The 22,105-nt window shown below is 62.6% G+C and carries 18 protein-coding genes; 8 read left to right on the forward strand and 10 right to left on the reverse strand.

The window, feature by feature from the left end; translation table 11 throughout:
- From ACFCU0_RS09115 to ACFCU0_RS09140, 6 genes are all read right to left on the reverse strand, one after another.
- Positions 1-118, reverse strand: a 118-nt coding sequence (locus ACFCU0_RS09115) for a GTP-binding protein (protein ID WP_434973464.1), incomplete at its 3' end; no start/stop codon positions are given.
- Positions 119-290: 172 nt separating this feature from the next.
- The gene (gene fusA / locus ACFCU0_RS09120) at positions 291-2,393 is read right to left on the reverse strand and encodes an elongation factor G (protein WP_434973355.1); all 2,103 of its coding nucleotides are present in this window, start codon (positions 2,391-2,393) and stop codon (positions 291-293) included.
- 206 nt (positions 2,394-2,599) lie between these two features.
- Positions 2,600-3,070, reverse strand: coding sequence for a 30S ribosomal protein S7 (gene rpsG / locus ACFCU0_RS09125; RefSeq protein WP_434973356.1), 471 nt, complete (start codon positions 3,068-3,070; stop codon positions 2,600-2,602).
- A 217-nt stretch (positions 3,071-3,287) separates the two neighbouring features.
- On the reverse strand, positions 3,288-3,662 hold the full coding sequence (gene rpsL, locus ACFCU0_RS09130) for a 30S ribosomal protein S12 (protein WP_434973357.1): 375 nt from the start codon (positions 3,660-3,662) through the stop codon (positions 3,288-3,290).
- A 393-nt stretch (positions 3,663-4,055) separates the two neighbouring features.
- Complete coding sequence (ftsH, locus tag ACFCU0_RS09135; protein ID WP_434973358.1) at positions 4,056-6,209, reverse strand: ATP-dependent zinc metalloprotease FtsH; 2,154 nt, start codon at positions 6,207-6,209, stop codon at positions 4,056-4,058.
- A gap of 211 nt (positions 6,210-6,420) precedes the next feature.
- Positions 6,421-9,507 (reverse strand): hypothetical protein, encoded by a 3,087-nt coding sequence (locus ACFCU0_RS09140; protein WP_434973359.1) that lies wholly within the window; start codon positions 9,505-9,507, stop codon positions 6,421-6,423.
- A 320-nt stretch (positions 9,508-9,827) separates the two neighbouring features.
- Between ACFCU0_RS09140 and ACFCU0_RS09145 the strand changes: the two genes are divergently transcribed.
- Both ACFCU0_RS09145 and ACFCU0_RS09150 read left to right on the forward strand, forming a co-directional pair.
- Complete coding sequence (locus ACFCU0_RS09145; RefSeq protein WP_434973360.1) at positions 9,828-10,031, forward strand: hypothetical protein; 204 nt, start codon at positions 9,828-9,830, stop codon at positions 10,029-10,031.
- 88 nt (positions 10,032-10,119) lie between these two features.
- Positions 10,120-10,491, forward strand: a complete 372-nt coding sequence (locus ACFCU0_RS09150) for a hypothetical protein (protein ID WP_434973361.1) — start codon at positions 10,120-10,122, stop codon at positions 10,489-10,491.
- 43 nt (positions 10,492-10,534) lie between these two features.
- On the opposite strand, the gene ACFCU0_RS09155 is transcribed toward ACFCU0_RS09150, so the two are convergent.
- Positions 10,535-11,170, reverse strand: coding sequence for a hypothetical protein (locus ACFCU0_RS09155; protein WP_434973362.1), 636 nt, complete (start codon positions 11,168-11,170; stop codon positions 10,535-10,537).
- A gap of 79 nt (positions 11,171-11,249) precedes the next feature.
- Between ACFCU0_RS09155 and ACFCU0_RS09160 the strand changes: the two genes are divergently transcribed.
- The 3 genes from ACFCU0_RS09160 to ACFCU0_RS09170 all read left to right on the forward strand — a co-directional run bounded on the left by ACFCU0_RS09160 (position 11,250) and on the right by ACFCU0_RS09170 (position 14,864).
- Complete coding sequence (locus ACFCU0_RS09160; RefSeq protein ID WP_434973363.1) at positions 11,250-12,485, forward strand: hypothetical protein; 1,236 nt, start codon at positions 11,250-11,252, stop codon at positions 12,483-12,485.
- Between the two features lie 170 nt (positions 12,486-12,655).
- Positions 12,656-13,165, forward strand: coding sequence for a hypothetical protein (locus ACFCU0_RS09165; protein ID WP_434973364.1), 510 nt, complete (start codon positions 12,656-12,658; stop codon positions 13,163-13,165).
- Between the two features lie 316 nt (positions 13,166-13,481).
- On the forward strand, positions 13,482-14,864 hold the full coding sequence (locus ACFCU0_RS09170) for a M16 family metallopeptidase (RefSeq protein ID WP_434973365.1): 1,383 nt from the start codon (positions 13,482-13,484) through the stop codon (positions 14,862-14,864).
- Positions 14,865-14,940: 76 nt separating this feature from the next.
- On the opposite strand, the gene ACFCU0_RS09175 is transcribed toward ACFCU0_RS09170, so the two are convergent.
- Positions 14,941-17,265 carry an acyl-CoA dehydrogenase family protein gene (locus tag ACFCU0_RS09175; RefSeq protein WP_434973366.1) on the reverse strand — a complete coding sequence of 775 codons (2,325 nt, stop codon included), beginning with the start codon at positions 17,263-17,265 and terminating at the stop codon, positions 14,941-14,943.
- A 194-nt stretch (positions 17,266-17,459) separates the two neighbouring features.
- Here ACFCU0_RS09175 and ACFCU0_RS09180 point away from each other — a divergent pair, with 194 nt between their 5' ends.
- Positions 17,460-17,750, forward strand: coding sequence for a hypothetical protein (locus ACFCU0_RS09180; RefSeq protein ID WP_434973367.1), 291 nt, complete (start codon positions 17,460-17,462; stop codon positions 17,748-17,750).
- A gap of 129 nt (positions 17,751-17,879) precedes the next feature.
- Here the strand turns inward: ACFCU0_RS09180 and hemE are convergent, their stop codons facing one another.
- Both hemE and ACFCU0_RS09190 read right to left on the reverse strand, forming a co-directional pair.
- Positions 17,880-18,947, reverse strand: a complete 1,068-nt coding sequence (gene hemE / locus ACFCU0_RS09185) for a uroporphyrinogen decarboxylase (RefSeq protein WP_434973368.1) — start codon at positions 18,945-18,947, stop codon at positions 17,880-17,882.
- A gap of 174 nt (positions 18,948-19,121) precedes the next feature.
- Positions 19,122-20,036: a dienelactone hydrolase family protein gene (locus ACFCU0_RS09190; protein WP_434973369.1), complete on the reverse strand. Its 915-nt coding sequence runs from the start codon at positions 20,034-20,036 to the stop codon at positions 19,122-19,124.
- 220 nt (positions 20,037-20,256) lie between these two features.
- Between ACFCU0_RS09190 and ACFCU0_RS09195 the strand changes: the two genes are divergently transcribed.
- A complete protein-coding gene (locus ACFCU0_RS09195) occupies positions 20,257-20,916 on the forward strand; it encodes a diacylglycerol/polyprenol kinase family protein (protein ID WP_434973370.1) in 660 nt (219 codons plus the stop codon).
- Between the two features lie 139 nt (positions 20,917-21,055).
- Positions 21,056-21,892, forward strand: coding sequence for a 2,3,4,5-tetrahydropyridine-2,6-dicarboxylate N-succinyltransferase (locus tag ACFCU0_RS09200; RefSeq protein WP_434973371.1), 837 nt, complete (start codon positions 21,056-21,058; stop codon positions 21,890-21,892).
- Positions 21,893-22,105 lie beyond the last annotated feature (213 nt).

Here is a 22,105-nt window from a genome sequence, read left to right on the forward strand (position 1 = left end):
CGCGACGGGCCAACGTCACCGTGATGGCGGCCGTCAGCGTCGTCTTCCCGTGGTCGACGTGCCCTATCGTTCCAATGTTGACGTGCGGCTTGCTGCGGTCAAATGCCTGCTTCGCCATAGCGTCTAGCGTGTCTCGTGAAAAACTCGGAGTGTAATGGTGTACTTCTTCGTGTCGTGCGGCTGCAGGGCGTGTGCGTCAGGGCACTATCGCCGGTTCGGAGCAGCCGGGAACCGGCGAGGGCACCTCTCTCGCGCTGAGCGCGGGGGAGGCACCCCCAGTCCGGCATCGGTTACGCGGCAGCTTCCACCGCGTCGCCATCCGTGATCTCTTTCGCAATGTTGGACGGAACGGCCTCGTACGTTTCAAACTGCATGGTGTAGAGCGCGCGTCCCTGGGTGATCGAGCGCAGGTCCGTGGAGTAGCCGAACATCTCGCTCAGCGGAACCTTGGCGTTGATGACCTGCGCGTCGTTGCGCTGGCCCATCTTACCAATTTTTCCGCGGCGGCTGTTCAGGTCGCCAATCACGTCGCCCATGTACTCATCGGGCGTGATGACTTCCACGGCCATAATCGGCTCCATCAGAACCGGCTTGGCGCGACGCGCAGCATCGCGGAACCCAAGGCGGCCGGCGATCTCAAACGAGTTCTGGTCCGAGTCGACGTCGTGATAGTCGCCGTCGTAGAGGCGAACCTTGATCCCCTCGATCGGATATCCGGCCAGCGGACCCTGGTCGAGCGAGCTCTGAATTCCCTTCTTCACCGACGGAATGAACTCCTTCGGAATGGCCCCACCAACGATCTCGTCCTCGAACTCGAACCCGGTCCCTTCATCATTCGGGCTGACCTCCATGTAGATCTCAGCGAACTGGCCGCGACCACCGGTCTGCTTCTTGAGTGTGTAGTGCTCGTCCACGGACTCCGTGATGGCCTCGCGGTATGCGACCTGCGGTTTACCCACATTGGCCTCGACCTTAAACTCGCGCTTGAGCCGGTCCACGATGATCTCGAGGTGGAGCTCGCCCATACCGGCGATCAGCGTCTGACCCGTCTCTTCATCGGTCGAGACGTTGAATGTCGGATCCTCTTCGGCAAGCTTCACGAGACCGGTCGTCAGCTTATCCCGATCAGCCTTGGTTTTCGGCTCGATCGCGATGCGAATCACCGGCTCGGGGAAGTCCATTGACTCCAGGATCACGGGGTGATCCGGGTCGCAGATTGTGTCGCCTGTTTTCAGGTTCTTCGGCCCGACCACGGCGGCGATGTCGCCGGCACGGATCATGTCGATGTCCTCACGGTCGTTCGAGTGCATGAACATGAGGCGACCGACACGCTCCATCTCGTCGGAGGTGGCGTTATACACCTTCGAACCAGACTCGAGCGTTCCACTGTAGCAGCGGACGAACGTGAGCTTACCGACGTACGGGTCGGTAGCAATCTTAAAGGCCACGGCGCTGAAGGGATCGTCCTCCACGGGGCGGCGGATGATCTTCTCATCCTCGTCTTGGGGGTGGTGTCCCTCCACCGGCGGTACATCGTCCGGACTCGGCAGATACTTGATGACACCGTCGAGGAGACGCTGCACGCCCTTGTTCTTCAGGGCTGTGCCGGCGAAGACGGGCGTGATGTCCCGGGCGATGGTCGCCTCGCGAATCACTGACTCAAGCTCTTCGGCCTCAATTTCGTCTCCTTCGAGGTACTTCATCAGGAGCTCGTCGTCGTACTCGGCGACACTCTCCAGCAGATTGATGCGCCACTTCTTGGCAACGGGCTTGAGGTCTTCGGGAATGTCGATGACATCCCACGTCATGCCTTCCTCTTCGTCCCAAATGATGGCCTTGTTCTCGATCAGGTCGATCACACCGCGGAACATGTCGCCCGCGCCAATCGGATACTGAACGGGAACCGGATTCGCGCTGAGGCGATCCTGCATCATCCCGACGACCTTCTCAAAATCGGCGCCGGTGCGATCCATCTTGTTGACGAACGCGATGCGCGGCACGCCATACCGGTCAGCCTGACGCCAGACCGTTTCGGACTGCGGCTCCACACCGCCCACGGCGCAGAACAGGGCTACCGCACCATCGAGCACACGGAGCGAGCGCTCCACCTCCACGGTGAAGTCGACGTGCCCCGGAGTGTCGATGATGTTGATGCGATGATCATCCCAGTAGCAAGTTGTCGCGGCGGACGTAATGGTAATGCCGCGCTCTTTCTCCTGCTCCATCCAGTCCATCGTCGCTGCACCATCATGGACCTCGCCCATCCGGTGCAGACGACCGGTGTAGAACAGGATGCGCTCGGTCGTCGTGGTTTTCCCGGCATCAATGTGCGCCATGATGCCGATGTTGCGCGTCTTGTCGAGCGGGAAGCTCTCGTTTTTGCTGGTAGCCATAATCTGCTGCCTGTGTAATGAGTGCTGGGGTGCCGTCCGCCGGCCCTCCGAAGAGAGCCGTTGCGTGGGCACGCTCACACCGGGGTGGGTGCCGTGGAATATGCTGATCGGAGTGCCATCCGAGTGCGGAGCGTGACGTGCAGACCCGGTCGCCTGCCCGCCGCCCGATCAGCGACGCCAAAAGGGGTATGGGGAGCGCCGACCGGCTAGAAACGGAAGTGTGCGAATGCCTTGTTGGACTCGGCCATACGGTGCGTGTCGTCCTTCTTCTTGACCGCACCACCCTCGCCGTTGGCCGCGCTCTGCAGCTCGCTCGCCAGGCGATTGACCATGCTCTTCTCTTTCCGAGCCCGCGCATACTGAATGATCCAGCGGAACGCCAGGGTCACGCGACGATCGGGGCGAACCTCGATCGGCACCTGGTACGTGGCGCCACCGACGCGTCGGCTGCGAACCTCTACGAGCGGGGCGACATTGTTCACGGCCTTCTTAAAGACCTCGATGCCCTGCTCACCCGTACGCTCCTCGATCACATCAAACGCATCGTAAATGATGCGTTGCGCGGTGCTTTTCTTTCCATCGCGCATGATCGAGTTCACAAACCGGGACACAAGTTCGTCCCGGTACACGGGATCCGGCGTCGTGGTGCGCTTTTTGGCTGCCTTGTCTCTAGCCATAAGTTCTACGTGGTCGTTGGCAATCGTGAAGCACATGGGGGCAGGCGTCCCGCCCCGACGTGCGAGGTACCGATAATGTGCAGCGCTGCAGGCGGCCGGTTACAACCTGAAGGGCGCGAACGGGATGCGCTCCCGAACCGCAATGACAGCGACCGAAAGCGGGAGGTCCCGCCTCATGCCCGCCGCGGCCACACCGCAGTGCAATCCTGCAACCGGGTTAGCTGCGCGGCTTCTTCGTGCCGTACTTCGAGCGGCCCTGGCGACGGTCTTCCACACCGGCGGCGTCAAGTGCGCCACGCACGATGTGGTACTTCACCCCCGGGAGATCCTTCACACGGCCACCCCGGACGAGCACGATGGAGTGCTCCTGCAGGTTATGCCCCTCACCGGGGATGTACGCCGTCACTTCATTTCCGTTGGTGAGCCGAACACGAGCCACCTTCCGGAGCGCGGAGTTCGGCTTCTTCGGCGTCGTCGTGTACACACGGGTGCACACGCCACGCCGCTGCGGGCTATCACCCAGCGCCGGCGAGGTGCTTTTTTTGTTCTTCGACTTGCGTCCTTTGCGGATCAGCTGCTGTATCGTCGGCACGGTGATCGCGTCGTTTGAGTGTCGTAGTTCGCGGAAGGCCCACAGGCACCTTCACCTGGGCAAAGTCATACCGTCGACCTTTCCGTACAGCCTGTTAATATAACGATGACCCCGGTGGCGGTTCAGGGCCTTCTGTAAAGAGACAACCAAAAGAACCGCTTTGGGCCTGAAGGGGCCGTGAAGGGGTCCCGCTACTGACCAACCTGTATATATCGGTCGATCAATTGCCCTTTCCAGTCGAGGCACAAAAAAAGGCGAGCGGCGCCCGCCTCCCTTCGATTCTGCCACCGGGCGACCGGTGGGTCAACCGAGATGCCTGACCTATCCGTCCAAGTTACGAACTCAGGGTAGCGGACGTCATCAGGCACCTCCGTTTCGTTTGCAGGATAGGGCCTACGAGCCGTCGTTCCCGTTGGTTTCCTCCGAATGTGAAGGGGCGTTGGATTCATGCGAATCGCCTGGGCCCTGCTGCTCAGACCGCGACGGCCTACCGTCTCGAAGTGAGGCGCCAGCACTAACCTCTGGGATGCTGTCCTCGCTGGCTCCGTCCGAGGTCGAGATGCCACCGGACACCGTCACGTATTCGCCATGCGGTCGCTCGCCAAGGATCTCAACCAGTTCGCCGGGGCCGAGGACCTCCTTGTCCAGAAGCGCCTGTGCCATCTCGTCCAGTTTGTCGCGCTTGTCCCTCAGGAGACGGCGTGCATTTTCGCGAACCTCCTCAATGATGGCGCGGACCTCCTCGTCAATTTTCTGAGCCGTCGACTCGCTGTACGGCTTGTCGAACATCGGCGTATCGTCCCGCTGGCTCAGGTTGAAGCTGACCTGTCCCACCGCCTCGCTCATGCCGTAGTCGACCACCATGGCATACGCCATTTTCGTAATGCGCTCCAGGTCATTCTGTGCACCCGTCGTGATCCGCCCGAAGACGATCTCTTCGGCGACGCGTCCGCCGATGGCCATCGTCATGCGGTCCATCAGCGCTTCCCGCGAGTACAGGTAGCGCTCTTCCGGTAGGTACTGCGCGTATCCGAGTGCCGACAGCCCCCGCGGGACGATCGAGACTTTCACGACCGGGTCGGTGTTCTCCAGAAACCAACCGACGATGGCGTGTCCGGACTCGTGGAACGCGATCACCTCTCGCTCCTCGGGCGAGATAATCTTGTTCTTCTTCTCAAGTCCGGCGATGACGCGGTCGATGGCCTGCTCGAAATCGCTCATGTCGATCGCGTCTTTGTCCTTGCGCGCGGCCAGCAGCGCCGCCTCATTACAGACATTCGCGATCTCGGCGCCGGCAAAGCCCGGGGTCTGCCCGGCCAGCACTTCCATGTCCACGTCATCTCCCAGCAGCAGGTTGCGAACGTGAACGCCGAAGATCTGCTCACGCGCATTCCGGTCGGGTTTGTCGACCATGATTTGTCGGTCGAACCGGCCGGGACGCAGCAGTGCAGAGTCCAGCACGTCCGGGCGATTCGTTGCTGCCATGATGATGACACCGGCATCGGAGTCGAACCCATCCATTTCAACGAGCAGCTGATTGAGCGTATTTTCGCGCTCGTCATTGCCGCCCACCATCGAGTTTCGTCCGCGCGACCGCCCGATCGCGTCCATTTCATCGATGAAGATGATGCACGGCGCCTTTTCCTTTGCATTCTTGAACAGGTCGCGCACACGAGAGGCTCCGACGCCGACGAACATCTCCACGAAGTCAGACCCGGAAATACTAAAGAAGGGGACGCCGGCTTCTCCCGCGACGGCTTTCGCCATGAGCGTTTTCCCTGTTCCCGGCGGGCCGACCAGAAGAACCCCCTTCGGCAACTTTCCGCCGAGCCGGGTGAACTTGTCAGGGTTCTTGAGAAAGTCCACCACCTCCATGACTTCTTCCTTGGCCTCCTGCAGTCCGGCGACATCATCGAACGTCACGTTGTGATCCTCGGAGGCATCGAACAGCTTGGCCTTGTTCTTCCCGATATTCAGCACTTGTGAACCCGGCCCCATTCGCCGCATGAATAGAATCCAGATGGCGACAAACAGCCCAATGGGAATCAGCCACATCAGCATGCCGCCGAGCCAGTCCTCTTCCTGGGTTGCGGTAAAAGCGACCCGATCAGTGCCGGCATCCCCGGCAGCCGCATTGTAATCTCGGAGGAACTGAGTGAGCTCGTGGTCTTCCGGCTTCGTCGTGGTGAACCGGCGCTTCTCCTCCCCCGTCGGGCCCTCCGTGAGAGAAAGCGCACCATCGCCGGACGAGACCTCCACGTGCCCCTCGTTCACGGCTGCTTCCGTGTACGTACCGCGGATACGATTGTCGTTCACAACCTCGACCCGCTCGACATACCCGCGTTCGACGTAGTCAAGAAACTGGCTGTACTCGACGGACGCGGCATCCGAGCCGCCCATGTAGAGAAAGAGATGAACGACCAGCGCCAGGAAGATGGCGAGGTAGATCCAGAGGGCAAAGCGAGGACGCCCCTCGGAGTTGTTCGATGGCCCATCCTCGGAGGACGAGGGACGGGAGGACTTACGTGTCGGGTCGGGCTGCGCCATAGAGCAACAGATGGTTCGAAAGGGGCGGCAAACGACGCGGGCCGCGACAGCCCGGCGGTTGCCTGAGCGCGCCCAAACCGAACCGGATATGCGGCGCCTTAGTTCCTGCTCTTGTCGGACGATGGCCCCGAGAGAACGCCGCGTTCATCGCCATGATCGACGATCGCGAGGCCGGGCCGATCTACCTGAAAACCACGTTGGATTCGGCGCCTTATCCCCCGTTTCGGCTGGAGTCGGCAGGTACGCGTGGGGGTACGGACGCGGTCGAATCAACGGCCGTGGTGTCTGGCGACGGCGCCGGCGCACGCTCGCGAGCGGCCCCACGTCCGCGCATCGAGTCCGAGGGCACATCGAACCGATACGCCGGCGCTGACGACTCGCGAGCAACCGAGTCGCGCGGCGTGGTGCGGCTGGCCGGGGCTGCATCCGGAGCATCCGCGTCCGGGTCGGGGACGGTGGTGCCGGAATCGGAGCGTACGCGCTCCGTCTCGGCTGGATCGTCCGGACGGGTGACCACCAACCCCGGGTACGCGTCGGCAATCGCTACGCCCATGGACTGCGCACGGACAGCCTCGGGCGACTCCGGGTACCTCGCGACGAGGTAGGCGAGTACGTCCAGCACGCGATCGTACGTCCGGGAGGCCGAATCCGGGAGCGCGGGAGTCTCGGAGGCGGATGTCGGGGGATCACGGTCCGCTTCTACGTCGGCGTCCGCTTGCGAACCCCCGGTTGTATCGCGTGACGCCGCGGTCTGCGCTTCGGGCGTCACCTGCGGGGCCGGATCAACGGCGGTTGTATCGAAGTCCCCCCGCATCCGACTCACATCCTGCATCCGGTCATCCGATGTATCGAGTGTATCGGCCGTATCGACGCGGGCAGGCTGCTGTACGTTCTGCCTACGAGCGGTCGGCGTCTCCTGCCCCGACGGGTCGCGCGGATTTCCCTGCTGCTGGATGACTCCGGATGACGGCGGGCTCGCCGCGGCTTGCGGTCGGCGCTGCGCCTGATCCTCGCGCGCTGCCGCCGGATCGATGGGCGCATCGGCACCGAGGACATTTCGCAGCTTCGTTCGCCCGTCCTCGACCGTAGATCGGTCCACCGCTTCGGAGTCCAGGAACGCGGCGAGCAGCGTATCCGACGGAGGATTCGTCCCGGCACGCAACGACTCGACGGTGAAGGACGCCAGCGCCAGCACAGCGCGAGGGGCCACGCCGGAGGCCGCATGCTCGGTGGCGACGTGCGCCATGGCCGACCGTGCGCTATCCCGGAGCCCGACCTGCCAGGCCTGATACGCCGCCGAATAGGCCGCTTCGGCGACCGCCGTCGTGTCGGCCGTTTCGACCGATGCGAGCCCGAGCCGCTGTCGTGCACGCTGTGCAAACACAGAGGCCGGATACCGGTCGATCACGGTTTGATACAGGCGATCCGCCTCCGAAGTCCGGTTCTGCGCCGTGCGAACCTCCGCGAGGGCGTACAGGGCACGACGGGCGACGGGCCGCTCGGCGTCGTCGTCGATCACCTTCCGGTACCATGTCGCGGCTGAGTCCGGGCGCTCCGCATTCAAGAATAGCGCCGTCGCCAGTTCATATCGTGCCACGGCCCGATCCCTCCGCAATGCTTCTTTCTCGGATGAGGTACGGGGGATTTCCCCGAGATCAAAGCCCGCGCCCACCGGTCCGGCGTCGTCGGGGGGTGCATCCGCGACGGCCTCCGCTTCCACTTCGCCGTCGTTCCGCGCGTCGGGGTCGGCGGCCTGCGGGCCCTGACGCTGCTCGATCGCCGCACTGCGTCGCCAGTTATCGACGCGCGGACGCGGGCCCCAGCGGCGCTCGAAATTGCGGCGCCCCTCCTGCACCCGCGTGGGGTTGTCGTGGAAAAGGAAGCTTCCGCCGGTTGACGTAGCGAGCGACTGAGACGGCGTATTGCGCTGCGCCGTGACCGTACGGTTGGTGAAGCGCCGGGCAGCTTCCTCCTGGTCGCGCCGCTCCTGCGCCGCGGCGCGCTCCTGGGCCTGTTGCTGTTGTAGCGCCTCCAGCTCTGCCCGGAGTTCATCCGGTGGGAGCGAACCGAGTCGGAGCAACGAGTCGATCCTCGTGACGTCCGACGCCCTATCGGCAATGGTCCGATAGCGCCGGCTCAACGATTCGCTGTTTGTGATCGCAACGGGGGTTAAGAGGACCGGCTCGCGTGTGGTCACCGTCTGGCGAAGGGACGTCGATGCGGTATCGAAATGCGCCGCCGCACGGGAAAAGTCGTCGTACGCGTCCCGGTATACCTCCGCCATCGCGTAGTGAGCGCGCCCCTGCGTGGCCCCCTGCGCAGGCGGCGGCTCGTACAATACCTCACGCAAGACGGCACGGGCATTCTCCGGTTTGCCTTCGGCGTCGAGCAAGCGAGCCCGAAGCACGCGCAGCGCGCCGAGCCGCTCGAAGTTCTTGTCGTCCTCCTGCATGTCCTCGAGTTCGGCAAGCGCTTCCCGGGGCTGCCCGTTCAGGCCCCGCACGCGAATGGCACTCAGCCGGGCGGCATACTCGATCTCGTACTCATTGGCCGCACGGAACGAGCGGGTGTACGCGGCCTGCGCGCCTACCGGATCGTCCAACGTTTCGCGGACCTGCCCCAGAAGGAACGCCGACCGCGCCCGGAGACGTCGCGGCAGATCTCCGCTTAATCCGGCGGACAATGCCTCCGCGGCATTCCCCCAGCGCGCCTGCCGCACGAAGGCTTCCCCCCGCGCAAGCCACGTCTGCGCCGTCCACGTCCCGTCGCCGCTTCCATTCTCCGTGAGGAGAGACGCCGACACGCGTTCCGCCTCCCCGAATCGCCCGGCCGAGACGAGCGTGCGGACGAGCCAGAACCGCGCCTCCGGGCTCAGATCCTCGCTCAGGTTCTGAACCTCTCGAAATTTCTGCTCCGCACCGACGTAGTTCTGCTGGAAATAGTAGGACTTGCCGATAAGCATAAGCGACTCGTCCACCCACTTCGAGTTAGGATGCTCCCGTAGAACGTCGGCGCTTTTCTCGATCGCAGTCGCGAAGGACTCATTCGATCCGCCCTCCCCACTCAAGAAGAGCGAGAGGTAGACGTTCATGTCGACAGGTTCGGACTCCCGGCGATCGAGGACGCGATCCACGCCTTCTTGGTAGGATTGCTCCGCGTTATAGTACGTGTTGTAATACGCCGTAAAATTATCCACCCGCTTCCCAATGAATGACGTGTCCGCACATCCGGCCAGGACGAGGATGCAGAGAAAGGCAAAAAGGGGGGCGGCCGACCGGCACATTACAACGAGAGACAAGCGAGGAAAAAAAGGTCAGGATCCGGTGGTCCGTATGAATCGAGTTTACCGGAACGAGGCGGACGAATAAATGCAGGCGGGAAACGGGAGATCCCTGACTCGCGAAAGCCGCACGCTCCGCCCCCGTTGATGCAACCTCTTCCGAACGCTCTGCAACGGACCCGTTCCCGTGCCCATCGAGCCTCGTTTTCACGGATTCATGGTGCGATTTCGGCTCCTTCATTGCGATACTGATCGAACCGACACCCGGATTGTGCTCGTGACGCACGTCCGGATCGAGCCGGTGCGCGCCGTTTTCCGCTCCTCCTGCCTGCAACGACATGTCCCGCTTACTTCTCGCCTCGATGATCATACTCGCCCTGTTCGATCTGGGGCTGGTGGTCTTCGGCCTGGTTTCGCGGCAATTCAGTTACGCGCTGGCCGGCGGCGGATTTCTGGCGGTTCTCGCCCTGCTGTACCTCACGCTGTCTCGCCTCGAACCGCGTTCGTCGGACGCATCAGGGAAGGACCGATCGAAATCGTGACCCGACGGAACCGGCTGCTGATTTTGGTGTGAGAATGCGCCGCGATCCCTCCCGCGCTCTGCTCCTCGTTCACCGAACTGCGCCCGCGATGCCCGCTTCGATCGAGATATACGTTCGCGACCTAACCGTTGAATCCGCCGAAGCGTGGCTGACGGAACAGTTCGGTTCGGTTTCTCAGGTACGGACCGAGCCCGCTCTCACCTATGAGGTCGAGCATGATGGCGAAACGGTCCGTGTGTTCGTCGCCGAAAACATTGAGGGAGGCGCCTACACGAGCCTCTGGTTCAACGGGCCGGCCCTACCCTGGGACACCAGTCGCGCCTGCGCACGAGCCGCCTTCGACCGCCTCGGGCACGAGGTGATCTGCGACCCGGAAGGGTACGAGCAGGACCCGTGGTCGATGATGCGCATTTCGGAGAACGGCGAGGAACGCGTCGACGAGCGCGACATCGAGTTTTAGCCATCCCCTGACGAGGGTCGCCACCCATGACGTACGCCAGCAATTACGGGGACGACCGCCGCACCGCCCGGGCAACATCTTTCACATCGGGCGTGAGCCGAAGTCGCCACGTGTCCGCGTGACGCTGCACGGACATCACCTCCACCTGAGACAGCCCGACGACGCGGTCGCGTCCGTTGGGAGCCACATTCGTCCTGATAACGACGTGTACCTGCGCGTCCCCCTCCCTCACATGACCAATCACGGACGCGGAAAAGCCGTCGAGGACGGTAGACGCCCCCGGTGACGCGTCGTAGACCGCGCCCAGCATGCGAGCGTAGAGTTCGGCGGGCGGAGCGAAGCGAATTGTTTCCGGAGGGGTACCCTCCCCGTAGAGCGCATCCGGTATGCCGCTCGATGAGTCTGAACGAACGGTTTCCAGGATAACATCCTTCAGGGACTGGAGCGCCTCCGGATGCATCAAATCGGCACAGGTCGTCCAGTCTGTCCGCTGAAACGCCCCGAGGTACGCCGCAACGACCGCTTCCGGATGCTTGAGCGAGTCGGATCTGATAGGGGGCTCGACCGCACTGGAGCTCCGATCGCCGGCGTTGCTCTCCGTCGGTATCGCTACACCGATCAGCACAAGAGCCGCCGCGAGACCTACGCCTATCCAGAAACGGAGCCGGGGGATCTGCATATGATTGCTCGACTAATGCGTTCTCTACACGTGCCTTGGTCCGCCCATTTTTATCTTCTACCACCCGAAACTCGGTTTCATGTTCAGATCCCGCTGGACCCGCCGCGTTGCCTTCATCATGGTCGGACTCATCCTTGTCGTAGGGATCTGTGCGATCGGCCTTTCCCCGATCCTATCGGACCGGACGACGGGCCGGCAGGCGGCGCGGGACATGGCGCACAATATGCTTATGAGCGTGGCCGAGGATTCAGTGCTGTTCACCTACGGCGACAACGACACGTATCCCCTCTGGTATCTGCAGGAGGTTGAGGGCATTCGAACGGACGTGTCGATCGTCAACCTGTCGCTACTCAATGCTCCCTGGTACATCAAACAGATCAAGAATGACCCGGTAGAGGGTGCTCGGTCCGTTCCGATGTCGCTCTCCGATCGCGAAATCGATGCCCTCCGACCGAGGCGTTACAAGCAGCAAGAGGTTCAGCTCCCGGTCGACCGTCGGGCGGTATCCGACCACCCAGGAATGGGGCGTGAGGATGATGGACCCGCAGCGTTCGACCGCCGCATGCAATGGTCCATCCCGGGCACAATGATGGGTCGAACGCGCGTCCTCACGATTCCACATCAGGTAACCTACAATATCATCCGAACCGTTGCGGAGAATGGATGGAACCGGCCGGTGTATTTTGCCCGCACCACGCCGCGACACAACCGCCTGGGACTCGAATCCTACTTGCAGTTCGAGGGGATGGCCTCTCGCGTGGTCCCAATTCGCCACAATCGGGCCCGGGGCCGCGTTGTGCCCTCTATTCTGAAAGAGCGACTGGACGCGTTCCGACTGACCGGCCTCGACCGCCCGGACATATATTACGATGCCCGGACTCGCGGCACCCTTAACGCGCATTACCGCCCCGTCTTCGCCTATGCTGCGTCGTCTCTGCACCGGCTCGGGCACACGACGACGAGCCGACGCCTACTCGACCGTATTCGGCGAGAGATGCCGTTCGACGTCATCCCCGGCACACCATACTCATTCATTGAACTCAGTTCGGCGCACCTTGTGTGCGACGAACCGCAGGAGGCCGCCGAGATTCTCTCGACGGCGCGGCCGATCGTGCTCCACGAACTGTCGATGGCAAGCAACCGAAGATCTCTTAACCGTATGCTTCAGGTGACCCGTACGATGCATACGCTGATCGAGCAAACCGGCAATGCAGAGCTGGATCGCCGATTCGACCAGGCTCTCTCTCGGACGCTCAACGGGCTTCCCGATCGGTTGTGGAACGACCGGCGCGACCCGCTTAATCAGTCCGGATAATTCGTCGGGATATGTACCCCAGCGACGGCGTACCCCCGACACTTTTGCGTCAACTTCCCGAGACGCTGTTGACTTTCGAGTCCGCCCTTTCAATCGTTACAAACGCCTCGTTCGATCTGAAGCGATCCAGGTTTCTTCGTCCTTCCATCCCTGCCTGCCCCGGTTGTCATATGAGCGACTCCACGCATATGCGGTCCGCGATCGCACTTCTCGCCGCTGCACTACTTGTTCTTATCCCGTCTACCGTGATGGGCCAGACCGCAGGCATCGGGGCCGGCGGTCAGATTGGCGTGTCGAATGCAGCGCCCAGCCCCGTGGGGCTGACGGTGAAAGGTTGGACCTCCGACCGCCAAGCGTTTCAGGGCGCCATGTCGTTCGTCATCGGGGGCGACGGCCCGGCCAATTCATACCTCATCCTGCAGGGCGATTATCTCTTTCACAACTTTGAGCAGGTGTCCGTCGGAGACGGATTGATGGCATTGTACGTCGGCCCCGGCCTGCAACTGACCTTCATCGAGAACCGTGATACGAACGTCGCGCTACGTGCACCTCTGGGCGTATCATACATGCTGGGAGATGCTCCAATCGACGTCTTCGCCGAGGTCGCACCGACGCTGCAGGTAGCGTCCGATGCGCAACTCCGGTTTGACGGTGCGATCGGCTTCCGATACTATTTCTAGAAACCGATTCTCGTGCGGATTCGATGAGGCCGCGGCGATCGGAGCGCCGAGGTATTGTTTTTGTAACCTGCCTGAACGGCGCCTCGGCCGGATCGGCGACCCGGCGGTCGGACACCGAGCGCCCCTCTCTCGCCGCTACGCTATCGCTCCCCACCGCGACGGCTATCCGTTTCGACCCTGTGTCACGCCGGTCTTTCCTGGCGCAGTCCTGAGGCGATCCTCTTGAGATCGCCCTCGGGACAGACTGGGGGGGGGCGATTTTGCGAATACGGCGCCAGCCGTCCACACTTCTGCCTCCTGCACGACATCCCGGTTGATGATCCGGTATACACTTCTTCTTCTCGCCTTCCTTCTCGTCACCGCCTCGCCCACGTCCGCACACGGGGAGACAGCCCATCACCTTGATGGAACGAGCGTGAACCGGGCGTCCACCGTTGCAAACAGACTGGCGGATCCGCCCCCGCAGACGACTGAACTCGAGAACGGCGTGCGAGTCCACATGACCCCGTATGAGACGGACGGGCATGCGACCGTCCGGCTCGCCATCCGTGCAGGGTCGGCCTATGAATCAGCCTCCGAGGCAGGCCTTGCGGACGTGACAGCTCGGTGGATGGCCCGCCGGAGCGCGTCAACCGAGCGTGGTGCGGTCCGGCTGGACGTCAGAATGACGCCGGACGCCATGGTCTTTTCCGCCGATGTCGCTGCGTCGGCCGTCCCCTCCACCATCAAGCGACTTCGCGACCTGGCGGATAACCGCGACGTCGGGGTGACCCGCGGTTCGGAGCTGGATGCCGCTCGAAATGAGACCGCGGCCCGCTTCGAACAGACGACATCGGTGCCGTCCGACGCCCGACAGCAACTGCGAGAGGCCCTGTACGGCGGCGCCTCTTACGGTCGCCCGCAGCCTGCTCCCCGTCAGATCCAGAGCTACACCCCGGCCGATCTCGAATCGTTCATGGCCCGATTCGTGGCGCCGGAGCGGACCGATCTCTACGTCGTCGGCTCGTTCCGACCGGCCGATGTGCTGGAGGCAGCCACGAAGCATATAGAACCCTGGACGGCAACCGCCACCGGGCCCTCGCTACGCGTCCGTACACCGAAAGCAACAGATGTCGTGGTTGTCGATCGGGCCGGCCGATCCGAAGTGGCTATTGCCGTCGGTGCTCCGGTCGTCGACCCCGGCCACACCGACTATGCCGCGCTACAGGTGGCGACGACGCTGATCGGCGGCGGGCACGCCTCCCGCCTGGCTCAGGCATCCCTGCCCGAGGCTACTTCGTCACCCTACAGCCTGCTCTCAGCTCACCGGCGCACCACCTACTGGGCCTCGGTCGTGGCCACGCGCCCTACGCAGACGCGGCCTGCTGTACAAGCGATTCGCCGCATCCTCCGGGACCTGCGCGAGACCACGCCCGACACAATGGCGGTCAGACGGGCACAGACCATGTTAATCGACCGCTTCCTCATGCAGTCGTCCACCCGCGACGGCCTCACGGAGCAGATGATGTTTCTCGGACGGCACGATCTCAACGTAGACTACTTCCTCACGTACCGGGAGCGTCTTCAGGCCGTATCGCCGTCGGACGTACAGCGCGTCGTTCAAACGTACCTTTCGCCGGAACGCCTGACGTACGTTGTCACCGGACCGAAGCGCATCATCGACCCACAGATTGCACCCGTCGAGCGACAGATGCCGTAGACAGATGAGGCCGCCGGCCGTCCTGCCGAAATCCCCGCACACCGTGGCAGGCCGTCTACGAGTAGAAGATGCGGCATCAGCTGCGTTCGCCGGTACCAATCGGAGCCGAGAGACATGCGTCCGGGATGGCAAAGGCGTCGACCAGCGCCTCCGCATCGGGGCGTACCTCTTCGCACAAGCGGTTTACCTCCGTGCGAATCGCCTTGGATTTACTGCTCCCGAGAACGCCGGATTCAAGAAACCACCCTCGGTCTTTCTCGATAGTGCGCAGCGCGAAGAGGCTCCTCAGCCGCGACAGGACATCCCCGAGGGAGTCGCCCTGAACGTTCTCGACCTGATCGGCGAACGACCGAAACACCAGTCGCTCGGCGTGCGCTTCTGCCAGGTGAATTAGATGATCCTGGACGTCGATGAACGCGTCGAAGGGCCGAACGTCTTCGTCGAGTCGTGCCTTCAGTCGCTGAGCGGCGGTCTGAAGCAGCCGATCGGCCCGGTATTCGAGCACGCTCTGCTGAAATTCCCTGCTGCGTAGATGCTCCGGATCGGTCTGGCTGGAGGCGAGTGGATTCGTTTCCGAGAGTCGGTCGATGACATCTTTCGCGACGAACCGGACCATGCCCAGGATATTCAGATCGCGAAACTCCCGCTGGAAGTCCGACAGCAGACCCTTAGCGACCTGAAGCAAAAGCACCGTATTGTCGCCTTCGAACGTCGTGAAGACATCGGTGTCCGCCATCAGGGTCGAAATCCGGTTTTCCCGGAGATACCCCTGTCCTCCACAGGCTTCTCGTGTTTCCTGAAGTGTGTCGGTTGTGTGTCGCGTCGCGTAGGCCTTGAGCGCGTTGGCGGCGGCCTCCACATCTTCGAGCCCCTCATCAACGCCTCGGTCGATGTACGTGCCCGCCAGGTCGTAGAGAGCAGCGTGAATGGCATACGTTCGCGCGAGCCGCGGCAGAAGGCGCCGCTGATGCGTCCGGTACGTCAGAAGCGGCACCTCCGCCTGGTCTCGAGGCCCGAACTGGCGGCGGCGGTTGGCATAGCGGACGGCGATCGTGAGACCCGACTTGGCTGCCATTAACCCCGCTCGAGCCACGCTGATGCGTCCACCGATCAGTGTACCGAGCATGGTAAAGAACCGTCGCCCGGAACTCGGAATCGGGCTGTGATACGTGCCGTCGGGATCAACGGAGCCGAAGCGGTCCAGCAGGTTGTCCCGCGGGACGTGGACCTCGTCAAACCAGAGGCGACCATTGTCGACGCCGTTCAGCCCCATCTTCTCCCCGCAGTCTTCGATGCGCACATCCGGCACGACGTCCCCCGAGGCGGTGCGGATCGGCACGACAAAGGCGTGAACGCCGTGATGACGCCCTCCGGTACGAAGCTGCGCAAAGACGACGGCGAGGCGTCCATGATTCGCGGCGTTTCCGATCCACTCTTTCCGGGCCGCCTCCGACGGGGTGTTGATGACAAACTCCCCCGATTCTGCGTCATAGGTGGCGGTCGTTTCCAGATCGCGGACATTCGACCCGTGACCGAGTTCGCTCATCGCGAAGCACCCCGGCAGGTCGAGCGATCCCACGTCATTCAGATAGCGCTCATGGTGCTTCTCCGTGCCGAGCCGGTAAATGCTCCCGCCGAAGAGCCCGAATTGAACGCCATACTTCACGACGAGGCTCTGATCGTGCATGGCGAGCGCCTCGAACGTCGCCATGAAGTCGCCCATGTCTCCACCGCCTCCGTATTCTTCGGGAAACGCAAGGGCGCCAAGACCTTGCTCTGCGAGTAGCTGAGCCCATTCCATGACTTGCTCCCGGTAGACGGCCGTCGGCTGCGGCGGCGGGTAGTCGAACGCGTCGTCGGAGAGCAGCGTCCGCATACGCTGCATGTGGCCGTGTCGGTCTCCGTCGAGCAGCCGCGTCAGCGCATCGACATCGAACCGCGCAGGCTGCGTTGCACGATCATCTGGATCCGGGCGCTGCTCCTGGATTTCCCGAACCATGCCGGGCCCGTCCACGCCCACAGCCGCCTCGAGCGTTTCGAGGGCATCGCGCACGCCCGGCGACACCGCGGCTCCGTCGCCCCCTGCTTCCGCAACGGCAAGCCCGACCTCTGCAAGGGAGAGGCGCCGATCGGCGGGCAGCCGTTCGATCTCCCGACGCAGCGTGCGAACCCATCCGTCGTAGGTTTCCGGCGACGGTGGCCGGCTCGGGTGAAGGTGCGGGCAGATCTCCGACCGAACGCTCTCCGGCAATGCGTCAATGGACTCGATGCGATGCCGTAATAGATCCACCTCGGACGGGGTCAGGACGCCATCGGCCCAGGCCACGTACAGCATGGGGAGCAGAGCCAGCGCATCGGGCGATTGCGGGAGCGAAGATGTCGACACGGTCGAAGTACTCATGGTAAACCGTCAGATGGGTCATCGTGACTGGACAGGACGTCCAACCTACACCTGCAGGTTGCGATCCGTTTTGGCGCCAATCATCACATCCTAAAGACAAGTCGCCGTCGCGCCGCATGCCGGGTTGCGTGCCGGCCGAACATGTCATTGGACCAGCCGGAGTGAAAATTGCACATTGCCACGGATCGTTGCATATGCACCGAATCTACGTGCGCATCCTGCTGTTTTCGAAGGTGTTTGTCCACACCCTCGATCCCCGCGACACCGTGTACGACCCGACCATCAAACGCCTAAAGCGTGGAGACGACGTCGTCATTGACGCCGGTAATTTTACGGTCACACAACTCATGATGCTCGCCCGGGCCGCGCATGCCCACGAGGCCAGGTTGCGCATCGTCAATGGACCGTTTCGGGTCGAAGACGCCATGGCCATTCGCCGTGCGGGGCGAGGACACGTGAGCTATGTCGGTCCTCACGCTGCCTGATAGCGATCACCGGAGATCACGCGCGTCAGACGCGCCGTATTCGCTCCACATCCCTCCCGCGATATGAAGAACGCCCGATCGGACCGCGACCGATCGGGCGCTGCTGGATGGGTTCGCCCGCCCACGTGCTCAGACGCCGCGCATCTGCTCAGAGACCTCGTGAACGCTGTCGACGAAGATCCGGGCGTGCTCCGGGTCGTGGTCCGGATGCATACCGTGACCGAGATTGGCGATATGCCGGTGACTCCCGAAGCCGGCGAGCATGTCCTGCACGGCACGCCGAATCGTTTCAGCATCTCCGTAGAGGGTGCAGGGGTCGAGGTTCCCCTGCAGCGTCGCGCGCTCCCCAACGACGAGGCGCGCAGCCTTCGGATCCATCGTCCAGTCGAGGCCGATCACCTCATAATCTGTTTCGACCAGATCTTCCAGCGCATAGTGCGCGCCCTTGGCGAACACGACCAGCGGCACATCCGGGCATTCCTTCTTCACCCGCTCGGCAATCTGTTTCAGGTACGGTAGCGCAAACGTGCGGAACGTTTGCGGGCCGAAGAGCCCCGCCCAGGAGTCGAAGACCTGAAGCATCTGCGCACCGGCGCGAACCTGCCCGATAAGATAATCGACGATGACGTCGGTGGTCTGCTGCAGCAGGGAATGTGCGGCATCCGGCGCTTCATAGAGCCACGCCCGTGCTCGCTTGTAGTTCTTGCTTCCTCCCCCTTCGATCATGTAGGCCATAAGCGTCCACGGCGCTCCACTAAATCCGATCAGGGGCACGCGACCATCAAGTTCCTTCCGCGTAAGCGTCAACGCGTCGTAGACATGACCGAGCTCTTCGTCAACGTCAGGGCTTTCGGTCAGACGGGACATGTCCGACGGTGACCGGAGCGGATCCGGGAAATGTGGGCCTTTCCCCTTCACCATCCTGACCTCCAACCCGAGAGCCTGCGGAATGACGAGGATGTCGGAGAAAATGATGGCAGCATCCAGATCGAAGCGATCAATCGGCTGAATCGTCACTTCGGCAGCGAGCTCAGGCGTACCGACGACGTCGAAAAACTCGTGCTCAGACCGGACTTCCTGGTACTCGGGAAGATACCGGCCGGCCTGCCGCATCATCCACACGGGTGTCCGCGTCGTCGATTCCCCGCGCGCGACACGTAGAATAAGGTCGTTTTTCAGAGGTGGAAAGTCGGGCATCCAGGGTCTGTTTCGTTCCAAAAGGAGGGCAAGTGTAGCGACGGGCCCTGACGAGCAACTCTACAGGGCAAATGCACAACAGGCTTTACGTATGCGCCGGGCGGTCGATCCTTTGACGCAGGCTTCGAACGTGCGTCGTAGCACACGTTTCGACGTTCCCCCACGGATTCCGGATCAGGAATCGCCGCTACCGGTCGCACCCACTTCCTCGGTGCCGTAGAGTTGCTTCTGAAGAAAGGCCGTCGTCCTGTTCCACGCATCGGCAGCCGCCTCGGGCTGGTAGTTCCTGCCCGACGGGTTGGCAAATGCGTGGCCGGCATTTTCGTAAATGTAGACGTCGATCTCATTACCCACCTCCTGCATGGTGTTCTCGAAGTCACGGACCGATGATACAGGAATGCTGCCGTCATCAGCCCCGAAAAACCCGATTACGGGGAACGAGATCGGGGCAAGTGCCTCGGCTGTGATGTCGGATACGCGTCCATAGTACACGACGGCACCGGCGTAATCCTCCGGCTGGTTGATGGCGGCGGTGAGAGTCATGGCTCCGCCGAAGCACCAGCCCATCACGACGGTCCGTGGAGCCCCGGCCTCTTGCTGCAGGTAGGCATTCGCGGAAGCGAGGTTGTCCGCCAGACGGTCGGGCGCCTCCATCGCCTGCTGCATGAGTCCTCGTGCGCCGTCGGGCGTGTCGGCAACGCTTCCCCCGTACAGGTCCACGGCCAGAACGCGGTACCCTTCCCCTGATACCCGTCGTGCTGCCGTCCGAATGTTCTCGTTCAGACCCCACCATTCGTGAATGAGAACAACGCCCGGCAACCGTTCCGTCTCAGCCTCTATTCCCCGAGCCGCAAGGATGGAGTCCGGATTCTCCGGCACCGCCATGTAGCCGGTGATTTCCTTTCCGGCATCGCTCGTGGCATAGGCGACGGTGCTGGTGTCGATCGGAATCAGCGGCTCACGGGCCGCTTCCGTGGCCTCGGGCGTGTCGGCCGCATGCTCCTCGGCCATATCTTCCGTGTACGAATCCGACGTGTCATCCGCGCGGCATCCGGCGAATAACCCGATGAAGAGAACGGCGAAAATCACAGACGAGGCGAGAGTCTGGTACAGGGTCATGGGCCGACGCGAGGGCTTGTGAGTCTGTGAAACGAGGGGGAAGGGTAACGTACAACCACGGCCATAAAGTTTTTGACCGTGGGGCGAGCGTCGCAACATCGTGAAACCCAGGCCACCAGGGGCCGGTGAACTTCAAAATGGGACGCAGGATTTCGCCTGCGACCGCTCCTATGCAACCCCGGGCCCTCATATGTCCGACACCTCTACGGCTCCTCCATCCCCCTCCTCCTCCCCTGCACCGCAGGATTCGGAGCGGCCGTTCGGCTACCAGGCAGAACTGAAACGCAAGGCGTTGCACCTGCTCGCCCTGGTCGTTCCGCTCGGCATGCACCTCTTAGGGCGGGATCTCGCGCTGTGGATTCTTATTCCGGTGACATCGATGGCAGTTGGAGCGGATGTCCTCCGCGCGTACTGGCAGCCGTTCAACCAACACATTCGGACGATTTTCGGGCCGTTGATGCGCACCGAGGAATTGCCGGACGTAGGAGGTGGCGTCGTGATCAACGGAGCGACGAGTGTGCTGATCAGCGGCACGCTGTTGACCCTGTTCGTCCCGCTCCGAATCGCAGTCCCCGTCTTCGTCATGACCATGATCGCGGATGCGGCCGCGGCTCTGGTCGGCCGTGCAATAGGGCGGCACCGGTGGCCTGGCCGGTCGCACACGGTGGAGGGAAGCCTCGCCTTTGTCGCATCCGGTCTTCTCGTTCTCGCCTTCTTCCCGCTGAGCTGGACCGCGCGAATCGCCGCAACATTCTCGGCTGCAGTGGCGGAAGCAGCGCCTCTGCCGGTGAACGACAATATCGCCGTGCCCCTGATCGCTGCTGCCGTCGTCTGGGGAATCGGCATGTAGAGAAGACCCATGCAGCCCACACGGACCGGACGGCAACGCAGGAGCGCGACTCCATCTGGAATTTCATGCCACGTGCTTGACCGTCCGACGCGCGGTTGATACGGTAACTGTCCGACTCCATCCACTCGATTGACAGCCCATGTCCGATACACTTCGTGATCGAATCGAATCGCTCGTTGAACAGGGGGACGAGGTCGCCCGCGGCTCCGCAGGAAACGCCGTCGCCGATCTTATCCGTGCGCTAAATCGGGGAGACGTGCGCGCGGCATCCCAGCAGGACGACGGTACGTGGGCGGCTCACGCCTGGGTGAAACAGGGCATCCTTCTCGGCTTTCGGATCGGGCAGATCGTGGACTACTCTACGGAACGGTTTCCGTATTTTGACAAAAACACGTTTCCTCCCCGTCCCGTCCTCAAGTCTGAGAACGTTCGGATCGTCCCGGGGGGCTCCGCGGTCCGCACCGGTTCGTACCTCGCGTCCGGCGTGGTCTGCATGCCGCCGATGTACATTAACGTGGGCGCCTACGTGGATGAAGAGACCATGGTCGACTCCCACGCCCTCGTGGGAAGCTGTGCGCAGATCGGCAAGCGCGTGCACCTCTCCGCAGCGGCGCAGATCGGTGGTGTCCTGGAGCCGATCAACGCCGCACCGGTCGTGATCGAAGACGACGTCTTTGTTGGTGGCGGATGCGGCGTGTACGAAGGATGCGTCGTTCGCGAGGGGGCGGTTCTCGCCTCCGGAGTGACGCTTACTGCATCAACGCGACTGTACGACACGGTGAACGAGACCGTGATTCGGGGCAGCGGCGACGATCCGCTGGAGGTGCCGGAGGGCGCGGTCGTTGTGCCGGGGTCCCGGTCCGTCGACTCTTCATTCGGGGATGAGCACGGGCTTTCGGTCTACGCGCCGATCATCGTCAAGTACCGGGATGCGAAGACGGATGCCGCCACCGTACTGGAGGACGCCCTCCGGTAAGACCGACCGCACGATTCAGCTATGGACGGTTCGAAACCGCACGTCTACATACCACATGTGGCGTGCGGTTTGTTCATACATAGCTCTGCTTTACCCTCCCCTCCCTCGCTGCATCGCACCGCACGCCTGACGTCTCCGAGTTTCGCCAGGACGCCATCACGAAGCAACGGGTGATCTGCGCGCCGGCCCGAAGCGACCGACCAAAGCACTTCG

The sequence above is a fragment of the Longibacter sp. genome (assembly GCF_051155795.1).
In the GTDB taxonomy this organism is placed as follows: domain Bacteria; phylum Bacteroidota; class Rhodothermia; order Rhodothermales; family Salinibacteraceae; genus Longibacter.

What these genes read in the sequence shown, in the direction of transcription:
- ACFCU0_RS09180 (WP_434973367.1), top strand. Translation starts at nt 17,460, where the DNA reads ATGCACCGAATCTACGTGCGCATCCTGCTGTTTTCGAAGGTGTTTGTC.
- ACFCU0_RS09165 (WP_434973364.1), top strand. Translation starts at nt 12,656, where the DNA reads ATGAGCGACTCCACGCATATGCGGTCCGCGATCGCACTTCTCGCCGCT.
- ACFCU0_RS09195 (WP_434973370.1), top strand. Translation starts at nt 20,257, where the DNA reads ATGTCCGACACCTCTACGGCTCCTCCATCCCCCTCCTCCTCCCCTGCA.
- ACFCU0_RS09150 (WP_434973361.1), top strand. Translation starts at nt 10,120, where the DNA reads ATGCCCGCTTCGATCGAGATATACGTTCGCGACCTAACCGTTGAATCC.
- hemE (WP_434973368.1), bottom strand. Translation starts at nt 18,947, where the DNA reads ATGCCCGACTTTCCACCTCTGAAAAACGACCTTATTCTACGTGTCGCG.
- ACFCU0_RS09155 (WP_434973362.1), bottom strand. Translation starts at nt 11,170, where the DNA reads ATGCAGATCCCCCGGCTCCGTTTCTGGATAGGCGTAGGTCTCGCGGCG.
- rpsG (WP_434973356.1), bottom strand. Translation starts at nt 3,070, where the DNA reads ATGGCTAGAGACAAGGCAGCCAAAAAGCGCACCACGACGCCGGATCCC.
- ACFCU0_RS09145 (WP_434973360.1), top strand. Translation starts at nt 9,828, where the DNA reads ATGTCCCGCTTACTTCTCGCCTCGATGATCATACTCGCCCTGTTCGAT.
- ftsH (WP_434973358.1), bottom strand. Translation starts at nt 6,209, where the DNA reads ATGGCGCAGCCCGACCCGACACGTAAGTCCTCCCGTCCCTCGTCCTCC.
- ACFCU0_RS09160 (WP_434973363.1), top strand. Translation starts at nt 11,250, where the DNA reads ATGTTCAGATCCCGCTGGACCCGCCGCGTTGCCTTCATCATGGTCGGA.
- ACFCU0_RS09175 (WP_434973366.1), bottom strand. Translation starts at nt 17,265, where the DNA reads ATGAGTACTTCGACCGTGTCGACATCTTCGCTCCCGCAATCGCCCGAT.
- ACFCU0_RS09170 (WP_434973365.1), top strand. Translation starts at nt 13,482, where the DNA reads ATGATCCGGTATACACTTCTTCTTCTCGCCTTCCTTCTCGTCACCGCC.
- ACFCU0_RS09200 (WP_434973371.1), top strand. Translation starts at nt 21,056, where the DNA reads ATGTCCGATACACTTCGTGATCGAATCGAATCGCTCGTTGAACAGGGG.
- fusA (WP_434973355.1), bottom strand. Translation starts at nt 2,393, where the DNA reads ATGGCTACCAGCAAAAACGAGAGCTTCCCGCTCGACAAGACGCGCAAC.